Origin of the sequence: Paraburkholderia sp. UCT2 (genome assembly GCF_014397665.1) — a bacterium.
Lineage (GTDB): Bacteria > Pseudomonadota > Gammaproteobacteria > Burkholderiales > Burkholderiaceae > Paraburkholderia > Paraburkholderia tuberum.
Genome location: NZ_VZQO01000007.1, coordinates 44,867 through 62,414, shown reverse-complemented (window position 1 = coordinate 62,414; position 17,548 = coordinate 44,867). Strand labels below are relative to the sequence as shown.

Below are 17,548 nucleotides of genomic sequence, written 5' to 3'. Positions count from 1 at the left end.
CGGATTCGACGCGTCGGGGCACTGTTTTCTAAATCACAGGAGTCTCAGCATGAGCACCCTTGCTTCGAACGAGACCGGCCGCGACGTTGCCGGCGCCGTGGCCACCGTCAAACTGCTGATCAACGGCGAGTTCGTCGAATCGAAGACGACCGAGTGGCGCGACATCGTGAACCCGGCCACGCAGGCGGTCCTCGCGCGCGTGCCGTTCGCGACCGTGGCGGAAGTCGACGCAGCGGTGCGCAGCGCGCATGCCGCGTTCAAAACGTGGAAGGACACGCCGATCGGCGCGCGCATGCGCATCATGCTGAAGTACCAGGCGCTGATTCGCGAGCATATGCCGCGCATCGCGAAGACGCTGTCGGCCGAGCAGGGCAAGACGATTCCCGATGCCGAGGGCGACATCTTCCGCGGTCTTGAAGTCGTCGAGCACGCGTGTTCGATCGGCACGTTGCAGCAGGGGGAGTTCGCCGAGAACGTCGCGGGTGGTGTGGACACTTACACGCTGCGCCAGCCGCTCGGCGTATGCGTCGGCATCACGCCGTTCAATTTCCCCGCGATGATCCCGCTGTGGATGTTCCCGATGGCGCTCGTGTGCGGCAATACCTTCGTGCTGAAGCCATCCGAGCAGGACCCGCTGTCGACGATGCAGCTCGTCGAACTGGCGCTCGAAGCCGGCGTGCCGAAGGGCGTGCTGAACGTCGTGCACGGCGGCAAGGAAGTCGTCGATGCGCTGTGCGCGCATGAACTGGTGAAGGCGATTTCGTTCGTCGGCTCGACGGCGGTCGGCACGCATGTGTATCGCCTCGGCAGCGAACACGGCAAGCGAGTGCAGTCGATGATGGGCGCGAAGAACCACGCGGTCGTGCTGCCCGACGCGAATCGCGAACAGACCCTCAACGCGCTCGCCGGCGCCGCGTTCGGCGCCGCTGGGCAACGCTGCATGGCGAGTTCGGTTGCGGTGCTGGTCGGTGCCGCGCGCGAGTGGCTGCCCGAGCTCGTCGCGAAGGCGAAGACGCTGAAGGTCAACGCGGGTCACGAGCCGGGCACCGATGTCGGGCCGGTCGTGTCGCGCGCCGCGAAGCAGCGCATTCTCGGTCTGATCGACGCGGGCGTGAAAGAGGGCGCGACGCTCGTGCTCGACGGCCGCGATGTGAACGTGCACGGCTACGAGCAGGGCAACTTCATCGGCCCGACGGTGTTCACCGACGTGACGGCCGACATGGAAATCTACCGCACCGAAATCTTCGGGCCGGTGCTCGTGGCGGTGAACGTCGCGACGCTCGACGATGCGATCGCGCTCGTCAATGCCAACCCGTTCGGCAACGGCGTCGGCCTCTTCACGCAAAGCGGCGCGGCGGCGCGCAAGTTCCAGAGCGAGATCGATATCGGCCAGGTCGGCATCAACATTCCGATCCCGGTGCCGGTGCCGTTTTTCAGCTTCACCGGTTCGCGCGGCTCGAAGCTTGGCGATCTCGGTCCCTACGGCAAGCAGGTCGTGCAGTTTTACACGCAGACCAAGACGGTCACCGCGCGCTGGTTCGACGACGACACCGTCAACGATGGCGTCAACACGACGATCCGCCTGCATTGAAGGCACACACGGAGACGACATCATGAAGATCGGCTTTATCGGACTCGGCAATATGGGCGCGCCGATGGCGCTGAACCTGCTGAAGGCGGGCCACGCGCTCAACGTGTTCGACCTCAGCGCGGAAGCTGTGCGCACGCTCGTCGACGCGGGCGCGCAGCCGGCCCGCTCACCGCAAGCCGCCGCGAGCGACGTCGAATGCGTGATCACGATGCTGCCCGCCGCGGCTCACGTGCGCAGCGTGCTCGTCGCGGACGATGGCATCCTCGCCGGCATCGCGCCGGGCGTGCCGATCATCGATTCGAGCACGATCGATCCCGCCAGCGTGAAAGCGTTTGCCGAACTCGCCGCGGCTCATGGCAACAGCTTCGTCGATGCACCGGTCTCGGGCGGCACGGGCGGCGCGGCGGCGGGCACGCTGACCTTCATGGTCGGCGGCAGTGCGAGCGCGTACGAGCAGGTCAAGCCAGTGCTGTCGGCGATGGGAAAAAACATCGTGCATTGCGGCGACACGGGCACGGGCCAGGTCGCGAAGATCTGCAACAACCTCGTGCTCGGCATCTCGATGGCGGGCGTCGCCGAGGCGATGTCGCTCGGCGAGGCGCTCGGTATCGACACGAAGGTGCTCGGTAGCATCATCAATACGTCGACCGGGCGCTGCTGGAGTTCGGACACGTATAACCCGATGCCAGGCGTGATCGAGACCGCGCCGTCGTCGCGCGGCTATACCGGCGGCTTCGGCACCGACCTGATGCTGAAAGATCTCGGCCTCGCCACCGATGCCGCGCGCGGCGTGCGTCAACCGGTCTATCTCGGCGCGCTCGCGCAGCAGCTTTATCAAACGATGAGCGCGAACGGCGCGGGGCGCCTGGACTTTTCGGCGGTGATCAAGCTGTATCGCTCGCGTGAGCGCGGCGGTAACGGCCTGGGAGGCACGCAATGATCGACCTCGATTACGCACATGACGGCGCCGTTGCTTTGATCACGTTGAAACGGCCGCCCGCGAACGCTTTCACGCCTGACGGTCTGCTGCAATTGCAACGCACCGTCGAGCAGTTGAACGCCGATGCGCGCGTGCGCGCGCTCGTGATCACCGGCGACGGTCCGAAGTTTTTCAGCGCGGGCGCCGATCTGAACACGTTCGCCGACGGCGATCGCGAAGTCGCGCGCACCGCGGCCGCGCGTTTCGGCGCGGCCTTCGAATCGCTGCAGAACGCGCGGCCCGTCGTCATCGCGGCGCTCAACGGCTTTGCGATGGGCGGCGGTCTCGAATGCGCGCTTGCCTGCGATATCCGCATCGCCGAGCAGCATGCGGTGCTGGCGCTCCCCGAGACGGCGGTCGGTCTGCTGCCATGCGGCTGCGGCACGCAGACGCTGCCGTGGCTCGTCGGCGAAGGCTGGGCCAAGCGGATGATTCTGACCGGCGAGCGCGTCGATGCGGCGACCGCGCTCAGCATCGGTCTCGTCGAAGAAGTGGTGGAGCGCGGCGCCGCGCGCGAAGCCGCGTTGAACATGGCGCAGCGCGTCACCGGTTTGAGCCCGCAGGCGGTCAGCTTCAGCAAGGAGCTGGTCCATCAGGCGCGGCATGGCGTGCCGCGCGCCGCCGCGCTCGCGCTAGAACGCGAGCGCTTCGTCGATCTGTTCGATGGCGCCGATCAGCGCGAGGGCGTCAACGCGTTCCTCGAAAAACGCGCGCCGCGCTGGCAGACGAGCCGTGCATCGCGGGAGACGCAGCGATGAGCACTTTGCACGGCTTTGCGGTCGAAATGCGCGACGCGACGAACCCGCAAGCCGAACCCGACGTGCTGTTTCGCGTCGTCAACCGCGTGGCGATCATCACGCTGAACCGGCCTGCCGCGCTCAACGCGCTGTCGCACGCGATGGTGCGCGAACTCGCGGTGCTGGTCGAGCATTGCCGCACCGATGCCGGGATCGTCGCGCTGGTGCTGAAGGGTGCTGGCGACAAGGCCTTTTGCGCGGGCGGCGACGTGCGCGAGGTACATCGGCTCGCGACGCAGGGCGACCCACGCTGGCTCGCGTTCTTCGTCGACGAATACCGGCTCGATTACGCGTTGCACACGTTTCCGAAGCCAGTGGTCGCGCTGCTCGACGGCATCGCGATGGGCGGCGGCATGGGCCTCGGCCAGGCGGCGCGGCTGCGCATCGTGACCGAACGCAGCCGCATCGCGATGCCGGAGACTCGCATCGGCTTCGTGCCCGACGTCGGCGCGAGCCGCTTTCTGAGCGTGATGCCGGCCGAGCTTGCGCTGTATGTCGGGCTGACCGGCGCGACGCTAGCGGGCGCCGACGCGATGCGCCTGCAACTGGCCGACCTGTGCGTGCCGGCCGATTGGCTCGCGAGCTTCGAGGAACGTTTGCAGCGCATGTCGCACGACGGCGGAATCGACGCGCTGCGCGCCGTGTTCGAGCCGCCGTGCAATATCGTGCCGCACGCACCGCTCGGCGCGCTGACGCAACTGATCCTGCGCCACTTCGACCGGCGTTCGGGCGTCGAGCGCATCGTCGCGACACTGCGTCAGGATCTCGAACGCGAACCGCCGCGCGAGGTGCGGCAATGGCTGCAAGCGACCTACGACGCACTGACCGCCCATTCGCCGACGATGCTGCACGTGACGCGCGAAGCGCTGCTGCGCGGCCGGCAGATGACGCTTGCCGATTGCTTCCGGATGGAGCTCGGCATCGTGAAGCGCTCGATCGAGGAAGGCGATTTCCGCGAAGGCGTGCGCGCGCAACTGATCGACAAGGACCGTCGGCCGCGCTGGTCACCGGCGACGCTCGCCGATGTGCAACCCGAGCGCGTGCGGCATTTCCTGAGTTCGCCGTGGCATGGCGACGCGCATCCGCTGGCGGCGCTGGGCGCGGAGCATGGCGACTGACTTGCGCGGCGTATCGTATGCCGCGCGGTGCGCGCGGCCCGGCGCACCCGCGCCCGCCCTTAGGTCTGCGGTCTGCCTGGCATGTCCCGCCCATCAGCCGCCGGTGCCAATTGTGGTCTGGCGTACACAGACTACGCGCGCCAATTGACATCTTTCCGGGCGCAATCTTAGATAGATAGTTCAGCTCCGTCCCGACCGGCAAAAACTGCTCGCAGCCCTCATCACGGCGCTCGTCCGACCCACGGTGCGTTTATACGTCACCGCTTCCCGCATTCTCGTGCTCTTGATCGATCAGGAGGCAATGCGTATGGAAAAGCCGTCAGATGAGAATCGCCGCTCCAAACCCTTCGGCGACAAACCCGCTTCCCACGTCGAGCAGGGCCCGCATGCAAACAAGCTCGTCCTCACCGCGCTAGGCGGCATTGCGGTTCTGGTGGGCAGCGGTATCTACTGGGTGGTGACCTTTTCGCATCGCGTGCCGGATGCGGATTGCTTTCCTCCCGGCATCGAGTGCGTTAAAAAGATCGCCGCGGTGATGAAGGAAGTCAGCGACGCGGATCGCGCAACCAGCATGGGCGAGAGCTGGCTGCTTGCGTTGCTGGTCACGGCCTTCACGTTCCTCGTGTTCTATGTCCACATTTGCCGTGGAGAAGAAGAACGGGCGCGGACCATCGCGGAACGCGAGTTCGAGGAGAAGAAGCGTATCGCGGAAGAGGAAGGCGAGGCCGCTCCCGACGTCGACTCCCGCTCGAAGGGTGTAGTCGGCATCCTGCGAAGCTGGTTCGCGTCGCGCTGGTGCATTCCGGTGTTCTGCTACGTCCCGGCGGTATTGCTGTTCGGCGGAGAGATATGGGAGGGCTATACCGATGCGGTCGTACTCGCTTTGGCGCTCGCCGCCATTTACGTGGCCGCCGAACACTATTCCGCGCTCGAGCAGCAACGCAAGCTCGTCGACGAGCAGGAAGCGGTGCTCGAGACCATCCGCAAGGAGCTCAGCGACAAGGTGGCCAGCATCGATAACGCGATGGGAACCCGCTATGGTCTTCGCGTGATTTACGACGCCTATCGCGACCCGAACCACGACCAGTCCCGCGCAGAGGAGAGGAAGCGCTTGCAGCCGAGCGCGGCGCACCAGGCTCACGGCGGCGCGGCGAACGTTCAGGAGTCTGAAAAAGGCATTTTTTCGATCTATCGTTTCTTCGATATCGACAAGCAATGGTGGGCGCGCGAGTCCTGGGACGGCTATCGCAGCAGCCCCGCGGCGACGCTCTATCGGACCTTGAAGGAAGGCGCGCGCACGAAGATGACGCTGGTGACGCCTCTCGAATATCCCGAGTTCGACGACGGCTCGATGCAGGACAAGGCACTCTTCTTCGGCAAGTTCATTGGACTCGTATGGCATTACGTCGTGCTGTGGCACGTACGGCGCGCGCTCGAGGCCGACTCGAAAGACGTCGTGTGCGAACACAAGATCCGCATTGCGCAGACTTCGCTGTGGCTGCATGTGGTCGACCGGACCGTCTATCAGATTCTCGGCGACGATCGCGGCAAGGACGTCAAGGTGCGCAACCTGACGCACGACATGGATGAGATCTCGGTATCGCTCGCCCGCTGGGCCAAGCGTGAAATTCAAACGCTGGCGGCGCGTGGCCCGACCGTCGAGGAGTACATCTGCACCTGCCTGACCGATGCCCATCAGGCCATACCCGCGGACGGCGCGGCCACCTTCGGACAGAACGAGGATCACGTACTCGAAAGACTCGGATTCAAGGAATGGGCGAACGAAGGAGACGCGCCATCGGGAATTCGCAAGCGAGTGTTGGCCGCGCGCTGCAAGGGATTGATCCGGGATGCCGTGGCGATCATCGCCACGGCCGAGCCGAGGCAGACGGCGGCCATCGACGGCCAATACGATCCGTCGATCGAAGAGATAGCAGCGGAGGTCGAGTGATGACTACTTCCATCGATGCGATGCTGGCCGACCTGGAGATCATCAGCGGTCTGGTGATGTCCATCGTGGTGCCGACGAACAACACGGACCGGTCGAACTTCACGACGCCGATCTCGCTGATCGTCAGACACCATCTGGTCGGCGGGCAGTCGCCGCTTGCCGGTCGCGACGTGCGCGGTCTCGTCGACCGGCTCAAGCACTGCGCCGGCGCGCTGTGCAAGGTCGGATCGGGCAAGAAGCTGCTCGCCGATTCGCAGTTGATGCGGGGCATTCCTGCGGCACCATATCAGGCGAATCAGTTCTACGTCGAGTTGCTGACGGCGGTGTCGCTCGGTCTTTACTTTCTCGGCGTGCCGATTGGCGAGCCGTGGGACCTGGTGCAGACCTGGGCCGACGAGGAGGGGGGCGGGCTACCGAACGGCATCTGCGTGGCGAAGGCGATCGGCGATATCGTGCGCTCGTCGCGCAAGTGGCATCCCACGCTGCCGGTGGAAGCCGACGCGAACGAGCGCGCCAAACGCAGGGCGTCGACGGATCTGATCGTCCATTCGTTCCTGCCGATGATCCTGTTTCGCGATCTGATCCTGTGGGGCGGCGGACAGCCGGAACCGGAGAATTCCGGGCTGCCGGAACATCCGTCGATCCGCAGTCAGACGGCGACCGGACCCACCGAAGGCGACGAGTCGGATGAACGGTCTTTGCTCGTGCCGTCGATCCATGCGTTGGGCCGCTGTTACGAAGTGTTGCAACTGCAACTTTACCTGAGGGCGGGTTATCCGATTTACTATGCCGTGCCCGAGGCCATTCTGAAGACCGAAATTTTGCGGTCCTGCGCGGCGGGAAAATCCACCGAGGAGTGCTGGGAAGAAATGTGCACGTTCCTGCGTGACAAGATCTTCCGCGGCAAGCTGCCCGACGCCGGCAATCTGCAGAAGCAGTGCGTCTACGTGATCGACCGGACCAAGCCTCCCGCGTGCTTCATCAATCACGATGCGGGGCTGCTGACCTTCGAAGGCATCGATCTCGACGTGGGCAGCCGCGAACTGCCGCTACCGGCGAGTTACATGCTCGACGAACGCAGGGAGCGCTACCGCAAGAGAGTGCTTTCGTTCAAGCCGGCCGATGACGAGGCCGCGCTGCGAAACCTCTTGAATGGCGCAAAGAACAAGGAACTTTTCAAGCATATCTTTCATGGCGCGAAAGATGATCATCCTGATCCGGCTCACGGCAAGGATGCCGCCAACGACGCCGCGAAGGACACCGTCACGGTGAGGTGACGATGCGCGGCGCACTGGGTATCGGGAACGCCGGATGCTAGGAATTTTAAGGTTGCTCCGACGCGGATCGCCTCTGGCGAAGCGATCCGCGCCATAACGAGGCGCGTCGCGCCGTACGTTGGCTGTTTCGTTGCAACGCCAGCAGGCAACTCCACAGTCAAACCTGGCAGGAAGGCACCATGGACAGGAATCGTGTAGAAGGTACAGCGAAGGAGCTCAAGGGCTCGGTCAAGGAAGCGATTGGCAAGGTCACCGGCAATCGCGCGAAACAGGCCGAAGGAGCGGCCGAAAAAATAGCCGGCAGGATACAGGCGAGAATCGGCGAAGAAACCGAAGAGGTACGAGAGCGTGTGAAGAGTTAGCGAGCCGAAACTTCACGTACCCGCAGCTTCATTTATCCCGCCCCCCGGTTTCGGGCGCATCAAGTCAGGCACGCAAGCCGTGCAATGACGCACCGCGTGCGTAGCGCCTCGCACGCCGCCGGTGCTCGCCGCGTCGCGCCCTCGCGGCGCGGCGTTCGACACACGGAACGTGTAAATTTCTGTTACGGTCCGGAGTCAGCCGGCGCACTCGTCGCGCCGGCGCCGCATCGCCCATTCGAGGACGCTTCATGCTGGGATTCGACGTCGGCGCGGCCAGGAAAGTCTGGACCGCGTCTCTGCTCGCGCTGCTATTTTTCCTCATCTATATCGCGTCGACGACGGTGCTCGTCGTCGTGTTCGCGGTGTTTTTCAGCTATCTGATGTACCCGATGGTGGTGCTGGTCGAACGCGTGAGGCCGCGCCGCATGCCGCGCGTCGTGTCGATCGCGGTCGTGTTCGTCGTCGTGGTCGCGCTGCTCGCGGTGGTTGGCTCACTGTTCGGCGTGGAATTGCAGGATCAGGCGACGCGCCTGTTCACGCAACTGCCCGCGCTGCTGCGCACCGATGTGCCGAACCGTTTTCCGTTGCCGCATTTTCTCGAACCGCTGCGCGAGCGGATCGTCGATTTCGTGCGCAGCCAGATCGAGACCGGCTCGGACAACGCCGTGCCGTTGGCGCGCAGCCTCGGGCTCGGCGTCGTCCACGCGGCGAGCAACCTGATCTACCTGGTGCTGATTCCGATCCTGAGCTTCCTGCTGATCAAGGACGGCGAACGGATGCGCGACGCGTTTCTGGCGTTGCTGAACAGCCGGCATCGCGTGCTGTGGAACGAGATCGTCGACGATCTGAACGTGCTGCTGTCGAAGTACGTGCGCGCGCTGCTGTTTCTGTCGCTCGCCACGCTATTTAGCTACGGCGTCGTGTTCTCGCTGCTTGGCGTGCCGTACGCGTTTCTGCTCGCGGTCAGCGCCGGGCTGCTCGAATTCGTGCCGTTCGCGGGGCCGCTTGCCGCGGTCGCGATCACGCTCGTGGTCGCCGTGTTCAGCGGCTATCCGCACCTGTTGTGGCTGGTGATTTTTATCGGGCTGTACCGGCTGTTCCAGGACTACGTGCTCAATCCGTATCTGATGAGCGAAGGCGTCGAGGTCAGTCCGTTTCTGGTGATCGTCGGACTGCTCGCGGGCGATCAGCTTGGCGGCGTCGCTGGGATTTTTCTCGCGGTGCCCGTCATCGCGACGCTGAAAATCGTGATCGGCCGGGCGCGCGTGTTTTACTCGGCGTCGCACGGGCAGGGCGAGGCCGCGCGGCGCGCGCTGACGGGCAGCGCCGACGATGAGGCGTAACGCGCGGCGCGCAGTTGGCGCAGCGACACTAGGCGCTGGCTGGCATCGCTAACCTTCTCCAGCGATGTGAGCTTCGATGCCGGCGCGAGGCATCGTCGCGCCAGCGGCGCTGGCCGCCGCCACTTCGCGCGGCACGCCCTTCACGCGCGAGACCCACAGAACCGCCGCGCATGCGACCGCCACTGCCGCCCAGCCGACGGTTCCATACCCGGCGATGCGGCCATCAGCCGACGTGCTCAGCATCAAGCCGCCGAGCCACGCGCCAGTGCCGGTGCCGAGCGCCTGCAGCGCGCTGTTCGCGCTCAGGAACGCACCGCGTCGCGCGGGCTCGGGGACCGTGGTCAGCAGTGCCTGCATCGGCACCATGCGGCCGTTCATCAACACGAGGAAGCACGGGAAGAACAGCACGAGCGCGTAGAACGGCAGGTTCGGCAGATGCGTGATGAACAGCACCGGCACGAACGACAGCAGCGCCGCGCAGCGAAACACGCGCTGCGTGCCGAAGCGGTCGGCGAATCTGCCGACGAGGCGCGACGTGAAGAAGGTCGCCGCGCCGCCGGCCATGTACAGCCACGACAGCTGTCGCGGCGCGACGCCGTGATTGGCGACCAGCATCGGCGCAATGAACGGGATCACCAGCATGTGCGCGATCATCATCATGAACGTCAGCGCGAACGCGTTCAGATGGCTTCGGTTGCTCAGCAGGCGCCACAGCTCGGGCAGTACTTCCGCGAGCGGCGGCTGCCGGCGGCTCAGATGCGCGGCCAGCGACGGCACCTGTTGCGAGGCCGCGAACCACACCAGCAGCGACAACGCGACCAGCAGGAAGAACGGCGCCGCCCAGCCGAACTGCGCGCCGAGCATCACGCCGGCCGGCACGCCGGCGATCGCCGCGAGCGAGAACGCGGTCATGATCGTGCCGGTCGCGGCGCCGCGCCGTTGCAGCGGGATCACGTCGCCGACGATCGCCATGATCACGGAGCCGAGCACGCCGCCGGTGATGCCCGCGAACGCGCGCGCGGCGAGCAGCAGCGCGAAGCTCGACGCGAGCGCGCACGCGAGGTTCGACAGCGCGAACAGCGCGTAAATGGTGAGCAGCAGACGGCGCCGGTCGAAGCGGTCGATATAGGTCGCCGCGAACAGGCCCGACAGCCCCGAGCACCACGAATACGCGGATACGGCCGTCGCGAACGCAGCCGGCGCGATCTGGAACGCGCTCATGATCTGCGGGCCGAGCGGCATCATGACCATGAAGTCCATGATGATCGTGAACTGCGTGAGCGCGAGCAGCCACAACAAACGACGCTCGTGCCGTGCAGTGATTGAGTACATCGGTTGATTTCCTTTTGTCGTTGTTCGAAGTACGCCGCTAATGCCGCGCGCCACGCGAGCAGAAGCTCAGTCGTCGATCGTTTCGTGGACCGCGACCGCGCCCTGTTTCCAGTAGCTGGCCGCGCGAATCCGCGTTTTGTCGACGCCGCGCTCGCCGCATAGATGCTGACGCACCGCGCGGATCGTCGCCGCTTCGCCGGCGGCCCACACATAGCCTTCGCCGTTCTCCGGCAGCCAGGTCTCGCGCACCGCGTGCAACAGCGCTTCGCCGCGCGTGCCGTTTTGCGTGTTGGCTTCGTTGCGATAGCACCAGACCAGATGCACCTCGGCCTGCGTCGTGAACTCGATGCGCGCCGACGGATCGGCGACCTCGATCACCGCGGCGACGCGCGTGCCGGCCGGCAACTCTTCGAGACGGCGCGCGATCGCGGGCAGCGCGGTGTCGTCGCCGATCAGCAGATGCCAGTCGAAGCCGGTCGGAATCACCAGCGAACCGCGCGGGCCGCCGACGCCCAGATACTGGCCCGCCTGCGCCTGCGCGGCCCACGTCGCCGCGGGGCCCGCGTCGTGCATCGCGAACTCGATGTCGAGCTCGCGGGCGTCGCGATCGAAACGGCGCGGCGTGAAATCGCGCGCGGTCGGCCGCTTGCCTTCCGGGAACACCGGGCCGTCGGGGCCGGCTTGCGGCAGCGTAGGTTTGTCGGCGCCGGGGTCGGGGAAGAAGACCTTGATGTGATCGTCGAACGAGGCTGAGACGAAGTCGTCCAGATCGGCGCCGGTGAAGGTCACGCGAATCAGGTGCGGCGTCAGCGCGCGCACCTGCTTGACCTGCAGCAGACGAAACTTCAACGGGTACCGTACGCGATGCACGGCGAGATCAGGGCGAGTGGGTTGCTCTTGCATGTGGGCGATGCTCCAGTTCGGTTCGGGAGGACGCGCGGGTCGCCTCGTGGACGGGCGCGCGTTGTCAGGCGGTCGGCTCGCTGTCGTTGCCGGGCTTTGCGATGTCGCCACGGTTGCCGCCTTCGATTTCTTTGGCCGCGCGCATCAGGATCGCTGCGATGCGGCGCTGTTCGTCGGCCGGCGCGTTGTCGCGGCGCAGCAGCGCGTTCTTCAGCGTGCGACGCGCTTCATTCAGCTCGGGCACCCAGCCGCCTTCGCTGACGTCGGCCGGCTCCTCGCCGGCAAACGCGCGGCGCACCGAATCCATCTTGCGTGCGATATGCGAGAGTCGCGCGAGCATCAGCTCGACGCGCTCGCGGTTCGCGGCCAGATATTCGCGGCCCGCATCCGCCAGCTCATAGCGCTTGCGGTTGCCTTCGAGCTGCACGGTGACGTAGCCGAGTTCTTCGAGATAGGTCAGCGCTGGATAGACCATGCCGGGACTCGGGCTGTAGAAGCCGTTCGAGCGCGTTTCGAGCGCCTTGATCAACTCGTAGCCGTGACTCGGCTGCGCTTCGATCAGCGATAGCAGCAGCAGTTGCAGATCGTCGGAGCTGAATTTGCGGCCACGCGGGAAACCATCGCCGTCGCCGCCGAAGCCGCCGGGGCCGCCGCCACCGTATCTGCCCGGACCGCCGAAACCACCGCCGAAGCGCGAGCCACGGCCGCCGAAGCGCCATTCGTGATGGCGGCCAAAGGCGTGACGCAAAACGTGCAGCAGGTAGTGGTGGCGGGCGCCGGAGGAAGCGCATGCTTCGGAGGCGCCCAGGTCGGCGACTTCGCTCGCCTGCGGCGACGGAAGGCGGAAACCGGCATGAAAACGGTCGCGCGCGCCGCGCGGACCGGAAAAATGATGAGGATGACGCATCTGGGACTCTCCTATGAGTGTCGTAAGATGCATCTTAAGATATATATCTTAAGATTGTCTGTCAAACTCTTTTTGCGATCTTATCGGCGCACAACAAAGTCTGCGGCATACGAAAACCCCGCTTTCAGAGACAACAAAGTCTGCAGCAAGTCCAAAAAGCGCATTGCAATGCAGCATTTTCTGCCGGGATTAGCAGGGTTTGAACGCCTGAAAGTAGGGCGGAAGCAATGGCGATTTTTCGGTCGCTTAAATAGGGATGGATTGAAGTGATCCCGTGCCTCGGATCAAGCAGACGTCTTCGACTCATGACTTTCGGACTCTTGCTCATGCGGAGATTGTCGCCCTTGCCGAAGACGCGCAACGTCCACTGGTCGGCCTCGTCGACATTGATCCGCGGCAGCGCCAGATCCTCATTCCACACCAGCTCCGCCACGGAATGCATGCTGGCGCTCGGAGATGGTATGGCTGACTACATGAGGGTGCGCATTCGTCCCGCCGGAGGCGGCGCTCCACGAATGTTTCGATGCGCTTTCATGCCGGTGGCCTTCTTAAGGCGGGAAGGAGGTGCGGGCCAGGCTCGTGGATAGCCCATCGCTCGAATCGGGCGACATTCGCGGGCAGTTTCCTGCGAGATCGCTGCTGCTACAGAGTTCGAGCCCTGCCTGACGACGAGACTGGCGCCTCGGCCATTGCATACGCCCAGCGACCGCCCCTGATTAACCCGCTGCGCGGCGCTCAGCGGCCGTTCGCCCTAGCTGACTCTGGAGCGGCGACTCTCGCGTCGGCGAACGCGCACATACGACTACAACTCCAAGTGGTTTAATGACTGCTAGACGGGCGACCGGCAGCATCAGCAATGCAAGCAATGGCACAAAAGGTGGTCGTTCCGCATCCATCCGGTTCGCCGTCTCAGTTGACTGGTTAAATTGTCGCTAACTCAAGCCTCCTTCGTGAAAGCGATATTTACGCCCACGCTCGTTTAGCGGCGCCAGATACTCAAGGGACGCCGTGTCACTTAGTGATTGATTTCTTAGAGCTGAGTAAAGCTGGTAGAACTCTCCGTCTAGATTACCGGCAAATATCCCGGGATCGTCCGACCCCAGTGATACCATCATTTCGGGATCTCCATCCATAACAAACCCCGGAACGCGCATCCAGCGCAGTGAGTGATGCTCAGAAAACGTCTGATACTGGCTAATTCTCACGTTGCTGGACGGAAGCGTTTCTACGATCACGCCTCGCTCGGCCACTTTTCGCATCAAGGCTTGTTGAAGCTGAACGTATGTTGATGCCGTAAAGTAAAAGGCGCTAACCTCGATTGTTTCCTCGGCTTTCTCGCTCGCCGCACATTTCAACGCGACAATACGCGAGGATGGTTCATCAGTGGGTCGCTGCAATCGGTCTTGATCCGACCGCTTACGGCACGCACACGATGCGCCGGACGAAGGCCACCTTGATCTACAAGCGGACGAAGAATCTTAGAGCCGTTCAACTCCTGCTTGGTCACAGCAAATTGAAAGCACTGTTCGATATCTCGGGATTGAGGTCGACGATGCCCTCGAAATATCTGAGCAAACTGAAATTTAACATCGGGACGTGGCTGCGCGACAGGTTGCTCGCCGCCAGCCGCGCTTGCGCCACGGCTAAACCGCGCTTTTCGACCAAGATCCGTCATCCACCGCTAAGTTCGCTGGCTCCGTAGCTGGAACGCCCGGTGCACCATGGCCTACCTCGCTTTGTTGCCGGTGGGCGCCGCAAAGCGCAAGCGGCTCTTCACTCGTTCGGCCAGGAAAGAGACCGCCTTGTACGTCCGGTCGGCTATCATGCCTATCCTCTCCGAAGTAGCTCCTTATGATTTCCGTCCGTAATGTCACGCTGCGCCGCGGCGTCAATGTCGTACTCGATAGCGCGTCCGTCACCTTCACCCCCGGCGAAAAGATTGGCCTTGTCGGCCGCAATGGCGCCGGCAAGTCATCCTTCTTCGGCCTTCTCAACGGCACGCTGCACGAAGACGGCGGCGAGTTCTCGATTCCCGCTGCATGGAAGATGGGCCAGGTCGCGCAGGAGATGCCGGAGACCGAGCAGAGTGCGACCGACTTCGTCATCGAGGGTGACGCCATACTGCTGGCCGCGCAGGCCGAAGTAGCCGCCGCTGAGGCCAGCGACGATGGCATGCGCATGGCGCACGCCTACATGGCCCTGCACGACGCCGGGGCACACGATGCCCCCGCACGTGCCCAGGCGCTGATCCAGGGCCTCGGCTTCAGTGCTGCACAGCTTGGCCAGCCGGTCAACAGTTTCTCCGGCGGCTGGCGCATGCGACTGCAGCTGGCGCGCGCGCTCATGTGCCCGTCGGACCTGCTGTTGCTCGACGAACCGACCAATCACCTCGACCTCGACGCGCTGGTCTGGCTGGAAGCGTGGCTCAAGCGCTATCAAGGAACCCTGGTAGTGATCAGCCACGATCGCGAATTCCTCGACGCGGTGACGCAGGTGACGGTGCACGTCGACAACGCCAAGCTCGTGCGTTATGGCGGCAACTACAGCAAGTTCGAAGAGATGCGCGCCGAGCAACTGCTGTTGCAGCAGGCCGCGATGGCCAGACAGGCGGACAAGATCGCCCACCTCCAGAAGTTCATCGACCGTTTCAAGGCGAAGGCCTCGAAGGCGAAACAGGCGCAGAGCCGCGTCAAGGCGCTCGAACGCATGGAGAAGATCGCACCCGTGCTTGCCGACGCGGAGTTCACCTTCGAGTTCAAGGAGCCCCTCAACGTCCCGAACCCGCTGTTGTCGATGCTGGACACGAGCTTCGGCTACCCCGCGCCGGCCGGCGCACTGCCGGGCACGCCGCCCACGGTCATCGTGCGGGGCATCAACCGTTCGGTGCTGGCCGGGCAGCGGATCGGCATTCTCGGTGCCAACGGCCAAGGCAAGTCCACGCTGGTGAAGACGGTGGCGCACGCACTGGCGCCGATTGCCGGCGAAATCAGCGAAGGCAAAGGCCTGAACATCGGCTACTTTGCACAGCAGGAGCTGGACGTGCTGCGTCCTCTCGACACACCGTTGGAACACATGATCCGCCTTGCCAGGGACACGCCAGCGCACCTGCGTGCCCCCGGCCAGAGTGGCACCGAACAATCGCTTCGCACCTTCCTCGGCACCTTCAACTTCAGTGGTGACATGGTCCATCAGGCGGTCGGCACGATGAGCGGCGGCGAAAAGGCGCGGCTCGTGTTGTGCATGATCGTGTGGCAGCGCCCCAACCTGTTGCTGCTCGACGAGCCTACCAACCACCTCGACCTGGCCACACGCGAAGCGCTAGGCATGGCACTCAACGAATTCGAAGGCACAGTGTTGCTGGTCAGTCACGACCGGTCCCTGCTGCGCGCGGTATGTGACGAGTTCTGGCTCGTCACCAAGGGTGGCGTCGAGCCATTCGACGGCGATCTGGACGACTACCAGCAGTTCCTGCGCGACGAAGCCCGTCGCCTGCGCGAGCAGGCTGCCGCGGAGCAGAAGGTCATCGCCTGAGTTACCTCCAGGCGGGCGGCGGGCGGCGGGCGTTGCATGGCGGGCGACGCGCGGACGTTCGCCAACGTCTTCAGCATTCGTGCGGACAAGCGCGCTCCAATGCAAGATATCGGCCACCTACGGCCGTTGGCGCGTACTTTTACGCGGACAGTTGAACGTCGGTTCGCCCCAAGACAGCAGACATTCTCCGGGCGGATGATGCGCGTCGCGTCGTTGTCCACCCTGGCCGCTGCGTTGACGGCAATGACCCATCAGCTAGCTGCGAGGACATCAGACGGCTGTTACCTACATTGAGTTAGTTGCGTACTGCTACGCAGGAGCAGTGCAACCAGTTCGGCCTGCCTATGCGTATAGGTCTTGGAGAGTATCTGCTTAAGATACCCCCTTGCCGTTCCGATGCCGATTCCCAGCCGCGAAGCCGCTTCCGCAAGGTCCATACCACGCGCAAGCAGGTTCGCAAGCCCAGCCTCGCGCCGGGTAAGCTGGAAGGTCTTGACGAGAACGATCGGATCAATGTCGGACGCTCTGTCTGGTTCCATCACAAAAAGAACCACGCGCGCTGCAGGACTCCGTTCACCCAGAATACCGGCCCTACAGACAGGCACAACGCTGACGATGAGCGGGGGACGTGGCGGCTGGCGCGACAGACAGCAACGCATTGGCACTGCGGGCCGTATCGCCATTTCGCGACCATCCCGGCTAACGTCGTGCCAGCGGGCCGCAGTCGCGACGGCGCGACGCAAATCCTGCGTATCGGAATGCTGGGAAGCAATGACCGTTTCCCTGTTCAACAGCAAACCGTCTCTACGGGCGGCGAGTGCCTCGGCACAGGGATTCACGAGAACCGGACGCGTGGCCGCGTCGAGCAGGATCACGCCGACATTCAGCTCAGCGACAACGTCGAGCGCACCCTGGGCCCGCAAATCGGCGGCAGCCAGACGGCCTTGAATCTCCAGCGCCGTCCTCAGGTGCGGGACGATCAGCTTCGCCGCATCGAGATCCGCGTCGCTGAAATCCACCGCACCCAGATTTCGCCCGACAGAAAAATGAATCTGTCGTCCAGGCAGCCGTACAAGCGGCGCAACAATTCCATAGAAGCCGCCCTCTGGGCGAACTGCTTCGTTGTAAATATCCGAACGTCTGAAGTCCGCATCGGAAATCGCCGACGTTTGCCGCAGCGGTGTGCCAACCGGTATGGCTTTGATCCAGTCCGGGAGACGGGTTTCGAACTCGTGCTGAAGTCGCGCCGCATTGACGGGGACTATCCCCATGGAAACCGCCAAACCGGCAGCATCGGCAATCGTTTCATTTAGCATCACCTTCTGCGCACCGATTGCCTCCGTGATCGAGGTCAGCGCAGTCGGCCAGTCATTGGGGGCGAGCACGGCCCCGTATATGTGCCGAATCGCTCGATGGATAGTTTCGACGCGCGTCATGCTTACTTCCCTCCGGCATCC

General features: G+C 64.0%; 15 protein-coding genes and 1 pseudogene. 10 read left to right on the top strand and 6 right to left on the bottom strand.

The features are described from left to right. The first annotated feature begins 49 nt into the window (after positions 1-49). From F6X39_RS08070 to F6X39_RS08035, 8 genes are all read left to right on the top strand, one after another. Complete coding sequence (locus F6X39_RS08070) at positions 50-1,591, top strand: CoA-acylating methylmalonate-semialdehyde dehydrogenase (protein WP_187616247.1); 1,542 nt, start codon at positions 50-52, stop codon at positions 1,589-1,591. Between the two features lie 22 nt (positions 1,592-1,613). Then, positions 1,614-2,531, top strand: coding sequence for a 3-hydroxyisobutyrate dehydrogenase (mmsB, locus tag F6X39_RS08065; protein ID WP_187616246.1), 918 nt, complete (start codon positions 1,614-1,616; stop codon positions 2,529-2,531). Next, complete coding sequence (locus tag F6X39_RS08060) at positions 2,528-3,328, top strand: enoyl-CoA hydratase (protein WP_187616245.1); 801 nt, start codon at positions 2,528-2,530, stop codon at positions 3,326-3,328. Before mmsB ends, F6X39_RS08060 begins: the two co-directional genes overlap by 4 nt. Beyond that, the gene (locus F6X39_RS08055) at positions 3,325-4,485 is read left to right on the top strand and encodes an enoyl-CoA hydratase/isomerase family protein (RefSeq protein WP_187616244.1); all 1,161 of its coding nucleotides are present in this window, start codon (positions 3,325-3,327) and stop codon (positions 4,483-4,485) included. The genes F6X39_RS08060 and F6X39_RS08055 overlap by 4 nt, the downstream gene beginning before the upstream one ends. Positions 4,486-4,792: 307 nt before the next feature. After that, positions 4,793-6,436: a hypothetical protein gene (locus F6X39_RS08050; protein WP_187616243.1), complete on the top strand. Its 1,644-nt coding sequence runs from the start codon at positions 4,793-4,795 to the stop codon at positions 6,434-6,436. Further along, complete coding sequence (locus F6X39_RS08045; protein WP_222945150.1) at positions 6,436-7,713, top strand: hypothetical protein; 1,278 nt, start codon at positions 6,436-6,438, stop codon at positions 7,711-7,713. The genes F6X39_RS08050 and F6X39_RS08045 overlap by 1 nt, the downstream gene beginning before the upstream one ends. Before the next feature lie 179 nt (positions 7,714-7,892). After that, entirely contained in the window at positions 7,893-8,075 is a 183-nt protein-coding gene (locus F6X39_RS08040) for a CsbD family protein (protein WP_018425391.1), read from the top strand. A gap of 248 nt (positions 8,076-8,323) precedes the next feature. Beyond that, a complete protein-coding gene (locus F6X39_RS08035) occupies positions 8,324-9,418 on the top strand; it encodes an AI-2E family transporter (RefSeq protein ID WP_187616241.1) in 1,095 nt (364 codons plus the stop codon). Positions 9,419-9,466: 48 nt separating this feature from the next. Here the strand turns inward: F6X39_RS08035 and F6X39_RS08030 are convergent, their stop codons facing one another. From F6X39_RS08030 to F6X39_RS08010, 5 genes are all read right to left on the bottom strand, one after another. Then, positions 9,467-10,750 carry an MFS transporter gene (locus tag F6X39_RS08030; RefSeq protein ID WP_184011232.1) on the bottom strand — a complete coding sequence of 428 codons (1,284 nt, stop codon included), beginning with the start codon at positions 10,748-10,750 and terminating at the stop codon, positions 9,467-9,469. A gap of 66 nt (positions 10,751-10,816) precedes the next feature. After that, entirely contained in the window at positions 10,817-11,653 is an 837-nt protein-coding gene (locus F6X39_RS08025; RefSeq protein ID WP_187616240.1) for a siderophore-interacting protein, read from the bottom strand. A gap of 64 nt (positions 11,654-11,717) precedes the next feature. Beyond that, on the bottom strand, positions 11,718-12,560 hold the full coding sequence (locus tag F6X39_RS08020; protein WP_184069014.1) for a PadR family transcriptional regulator: 843 nt from the start codon (positions 12,558-12,560) through the stop codon (positions 11,718-11,720). A 124-nt stretch (positions 12,561-12,684) separates the two neighbouring features. Next, the gene (locus tag F6X39_RS08015) at positions 12,685-13,002 is read right to left on the bottom strand and encodes a hypothetical protein (protein WP_187616239.1); all 318 of its coding nucleotides are present in this window, start codon (positions 13,000-13,002) and stop codon (positions 12,685-12,687) included. A 490-nt stretch (positions 13,003-13,492) separates the two neighbouring features. Continuing rightward, the gene (locus F6X39_RS08010; RefSeq protein ID WP_187616347.1) at positions 13,493-13,957 is read right to left on the bottom strand and encodes a hypothetical protein; all 465 of its coding nucleotides are present in this window, start codon (positions 13,955-13,957) and stop codon (positions 13,493-13,495) included. Between F6X39_RS08010 and F6X39_RS08005 the strand changes: the two are divergent. Further along, positions 13,879-14,147, top strand: a pseudogene (locus F6X39_RS08005) (tyrosine-type recombinase/integrase); the annotation flags it as partial. The gene F6X39_RS08010 and the pseudogene F6X39_RS08005 sit on opposite strands and share 79 nt — an antisense overlap. A 264-nt stretch (positions 14,148-14,411) precedes the next feature. Beyond that, the gene (locus F6X39_RS08000; RefSeq protein ID WP_187616238.1) at positions 14,412-16,091 is read left to right on the top strand and encodes an ABC-F family ATP-binding cassette domain-containing protein; all 1,680 of its coding nucleotides are present in this window, start codon (positions 14,412-14,414) and stop codon (positions 16,089-16,091) included. Between the two features lie 281 nt (positions 16,092-16,372). Here the strand turns inward: F6X39_RS08000 and F6X39_RS07995 are convergent, their stop codons facing one another. After that, a complete protein-coding gene (locus F6X39_RS07995; protein WP_187616237.1) occupies positions 16,373-17,527 on the bottom strand; it encodes a helix-turn-helix transcriptional regulator in 1,155 nt (384 codons plus the stop codon). Positions 17,528-17,548 lie beyond the last annotated feature (21 nt).

Excerpts from the sequence above, each read along its gene's own strand:
- F6X39_RS08070 (WP_187616247.1), top strand. The coding sequence starts at position 50 with ATGAGCACCCTTGCTTCGAACGAGACCGGCCGCGACGTTGCCGGCGCC.
- mmsB (WP_187616246.1), top strand. The coding sequence starts at position 1,614 with ATGAAGATCGGCTTTATCGGACTCGGCAATATGGGCGCGCCGATGGCG.
- F6X39_RS08060 (WP_187616245.1), top strand. The coding sequence starts at position 2,528 with ATGATCGACCTCGATTACGCACATGACGGCGCCGTTGCTTTGATCACG.
- F6X39_RS08055 (WP_187616244.1), top strand. The coding sequence starts at position 3,325 with ATGAGCACTTTGCACGGCTTTGCGGTCGAAATGCGCGACGCGACGAAC.
- F6X39_RS08050 (WP_187616243.1), top strand. The coding sequence starts at position 4,793 with ATGGAAAAGCCGTCAGATGAGAATCGCCGCTCCAAACCCTTCGGCGAC.
- F6X39_RS08045 (WP_222945150.1), top strand. The coding sequence starts at position 6,436 with ATGACTACTTCCATCGATGCGATGCTGGCCGACCTGGAGATCATCAGC.
- F6X39_RS08040 (WP_018425391.1), top strand. The coding sequence starts at position 7,893 with ATGGACAGGAATCGTGTAGAAGGTACAGCGAAGGAGCTCAAGGGCTCG.
- F6X39_RS08035 (WP_187616241.1), top strand. The coding sequence starts at position 8,324 with ATGCTGGGATTCGACGTCGGCGCGGCCAGGAAAGTCTGGACCGCGTCT.
- F6X39_RS08030 (WP_184011232.1), bottom strand. The coding sequence starts at position 10,750 with ATGTACTCAATCACTGCACGGCACGAGCGTCGTTTGTTGTGGCTGCTC.
- F6X39_RS08025 (WP_187616240.1), bottom strand. The coding sequence starts at position 11,653 with ATGCAAGAGCAACCCACTCGCCCTGATCTCGCCGTGCATCGCGTACGG.
- F6X39_RS08020 (WP_184069014.1), bottom strand. The coding sequence starts at position 12,560 with ATGCGTCATCCTCATCATTTTTCCGGTCCGCGCGGCGCGCGCGACCGT.
- F6X39_RS08015 (WP_187616239.1), bottom strand. The coding sequence starts at position 13,002 with ATGCATTCCGTGGCGGAGCTGGTGTGGAATGAGGATCTGGCGCTGCCG.
- F6X39_RS08000 (WP_187616238.1), top strand. The coding sequence starts at position 14,412 with ATGATTTCCGTCCGTAATGTCACGCTGCGCCGCGGCGTCAATGTCGTA.
- F6X39_RS07995 (WP_187616237.1), bottom strand. The coding sequence starts at position 17,527 with ATGACGCGCGTCGAAACTATCCATCGAGCGATTCGGCACATATACGGG.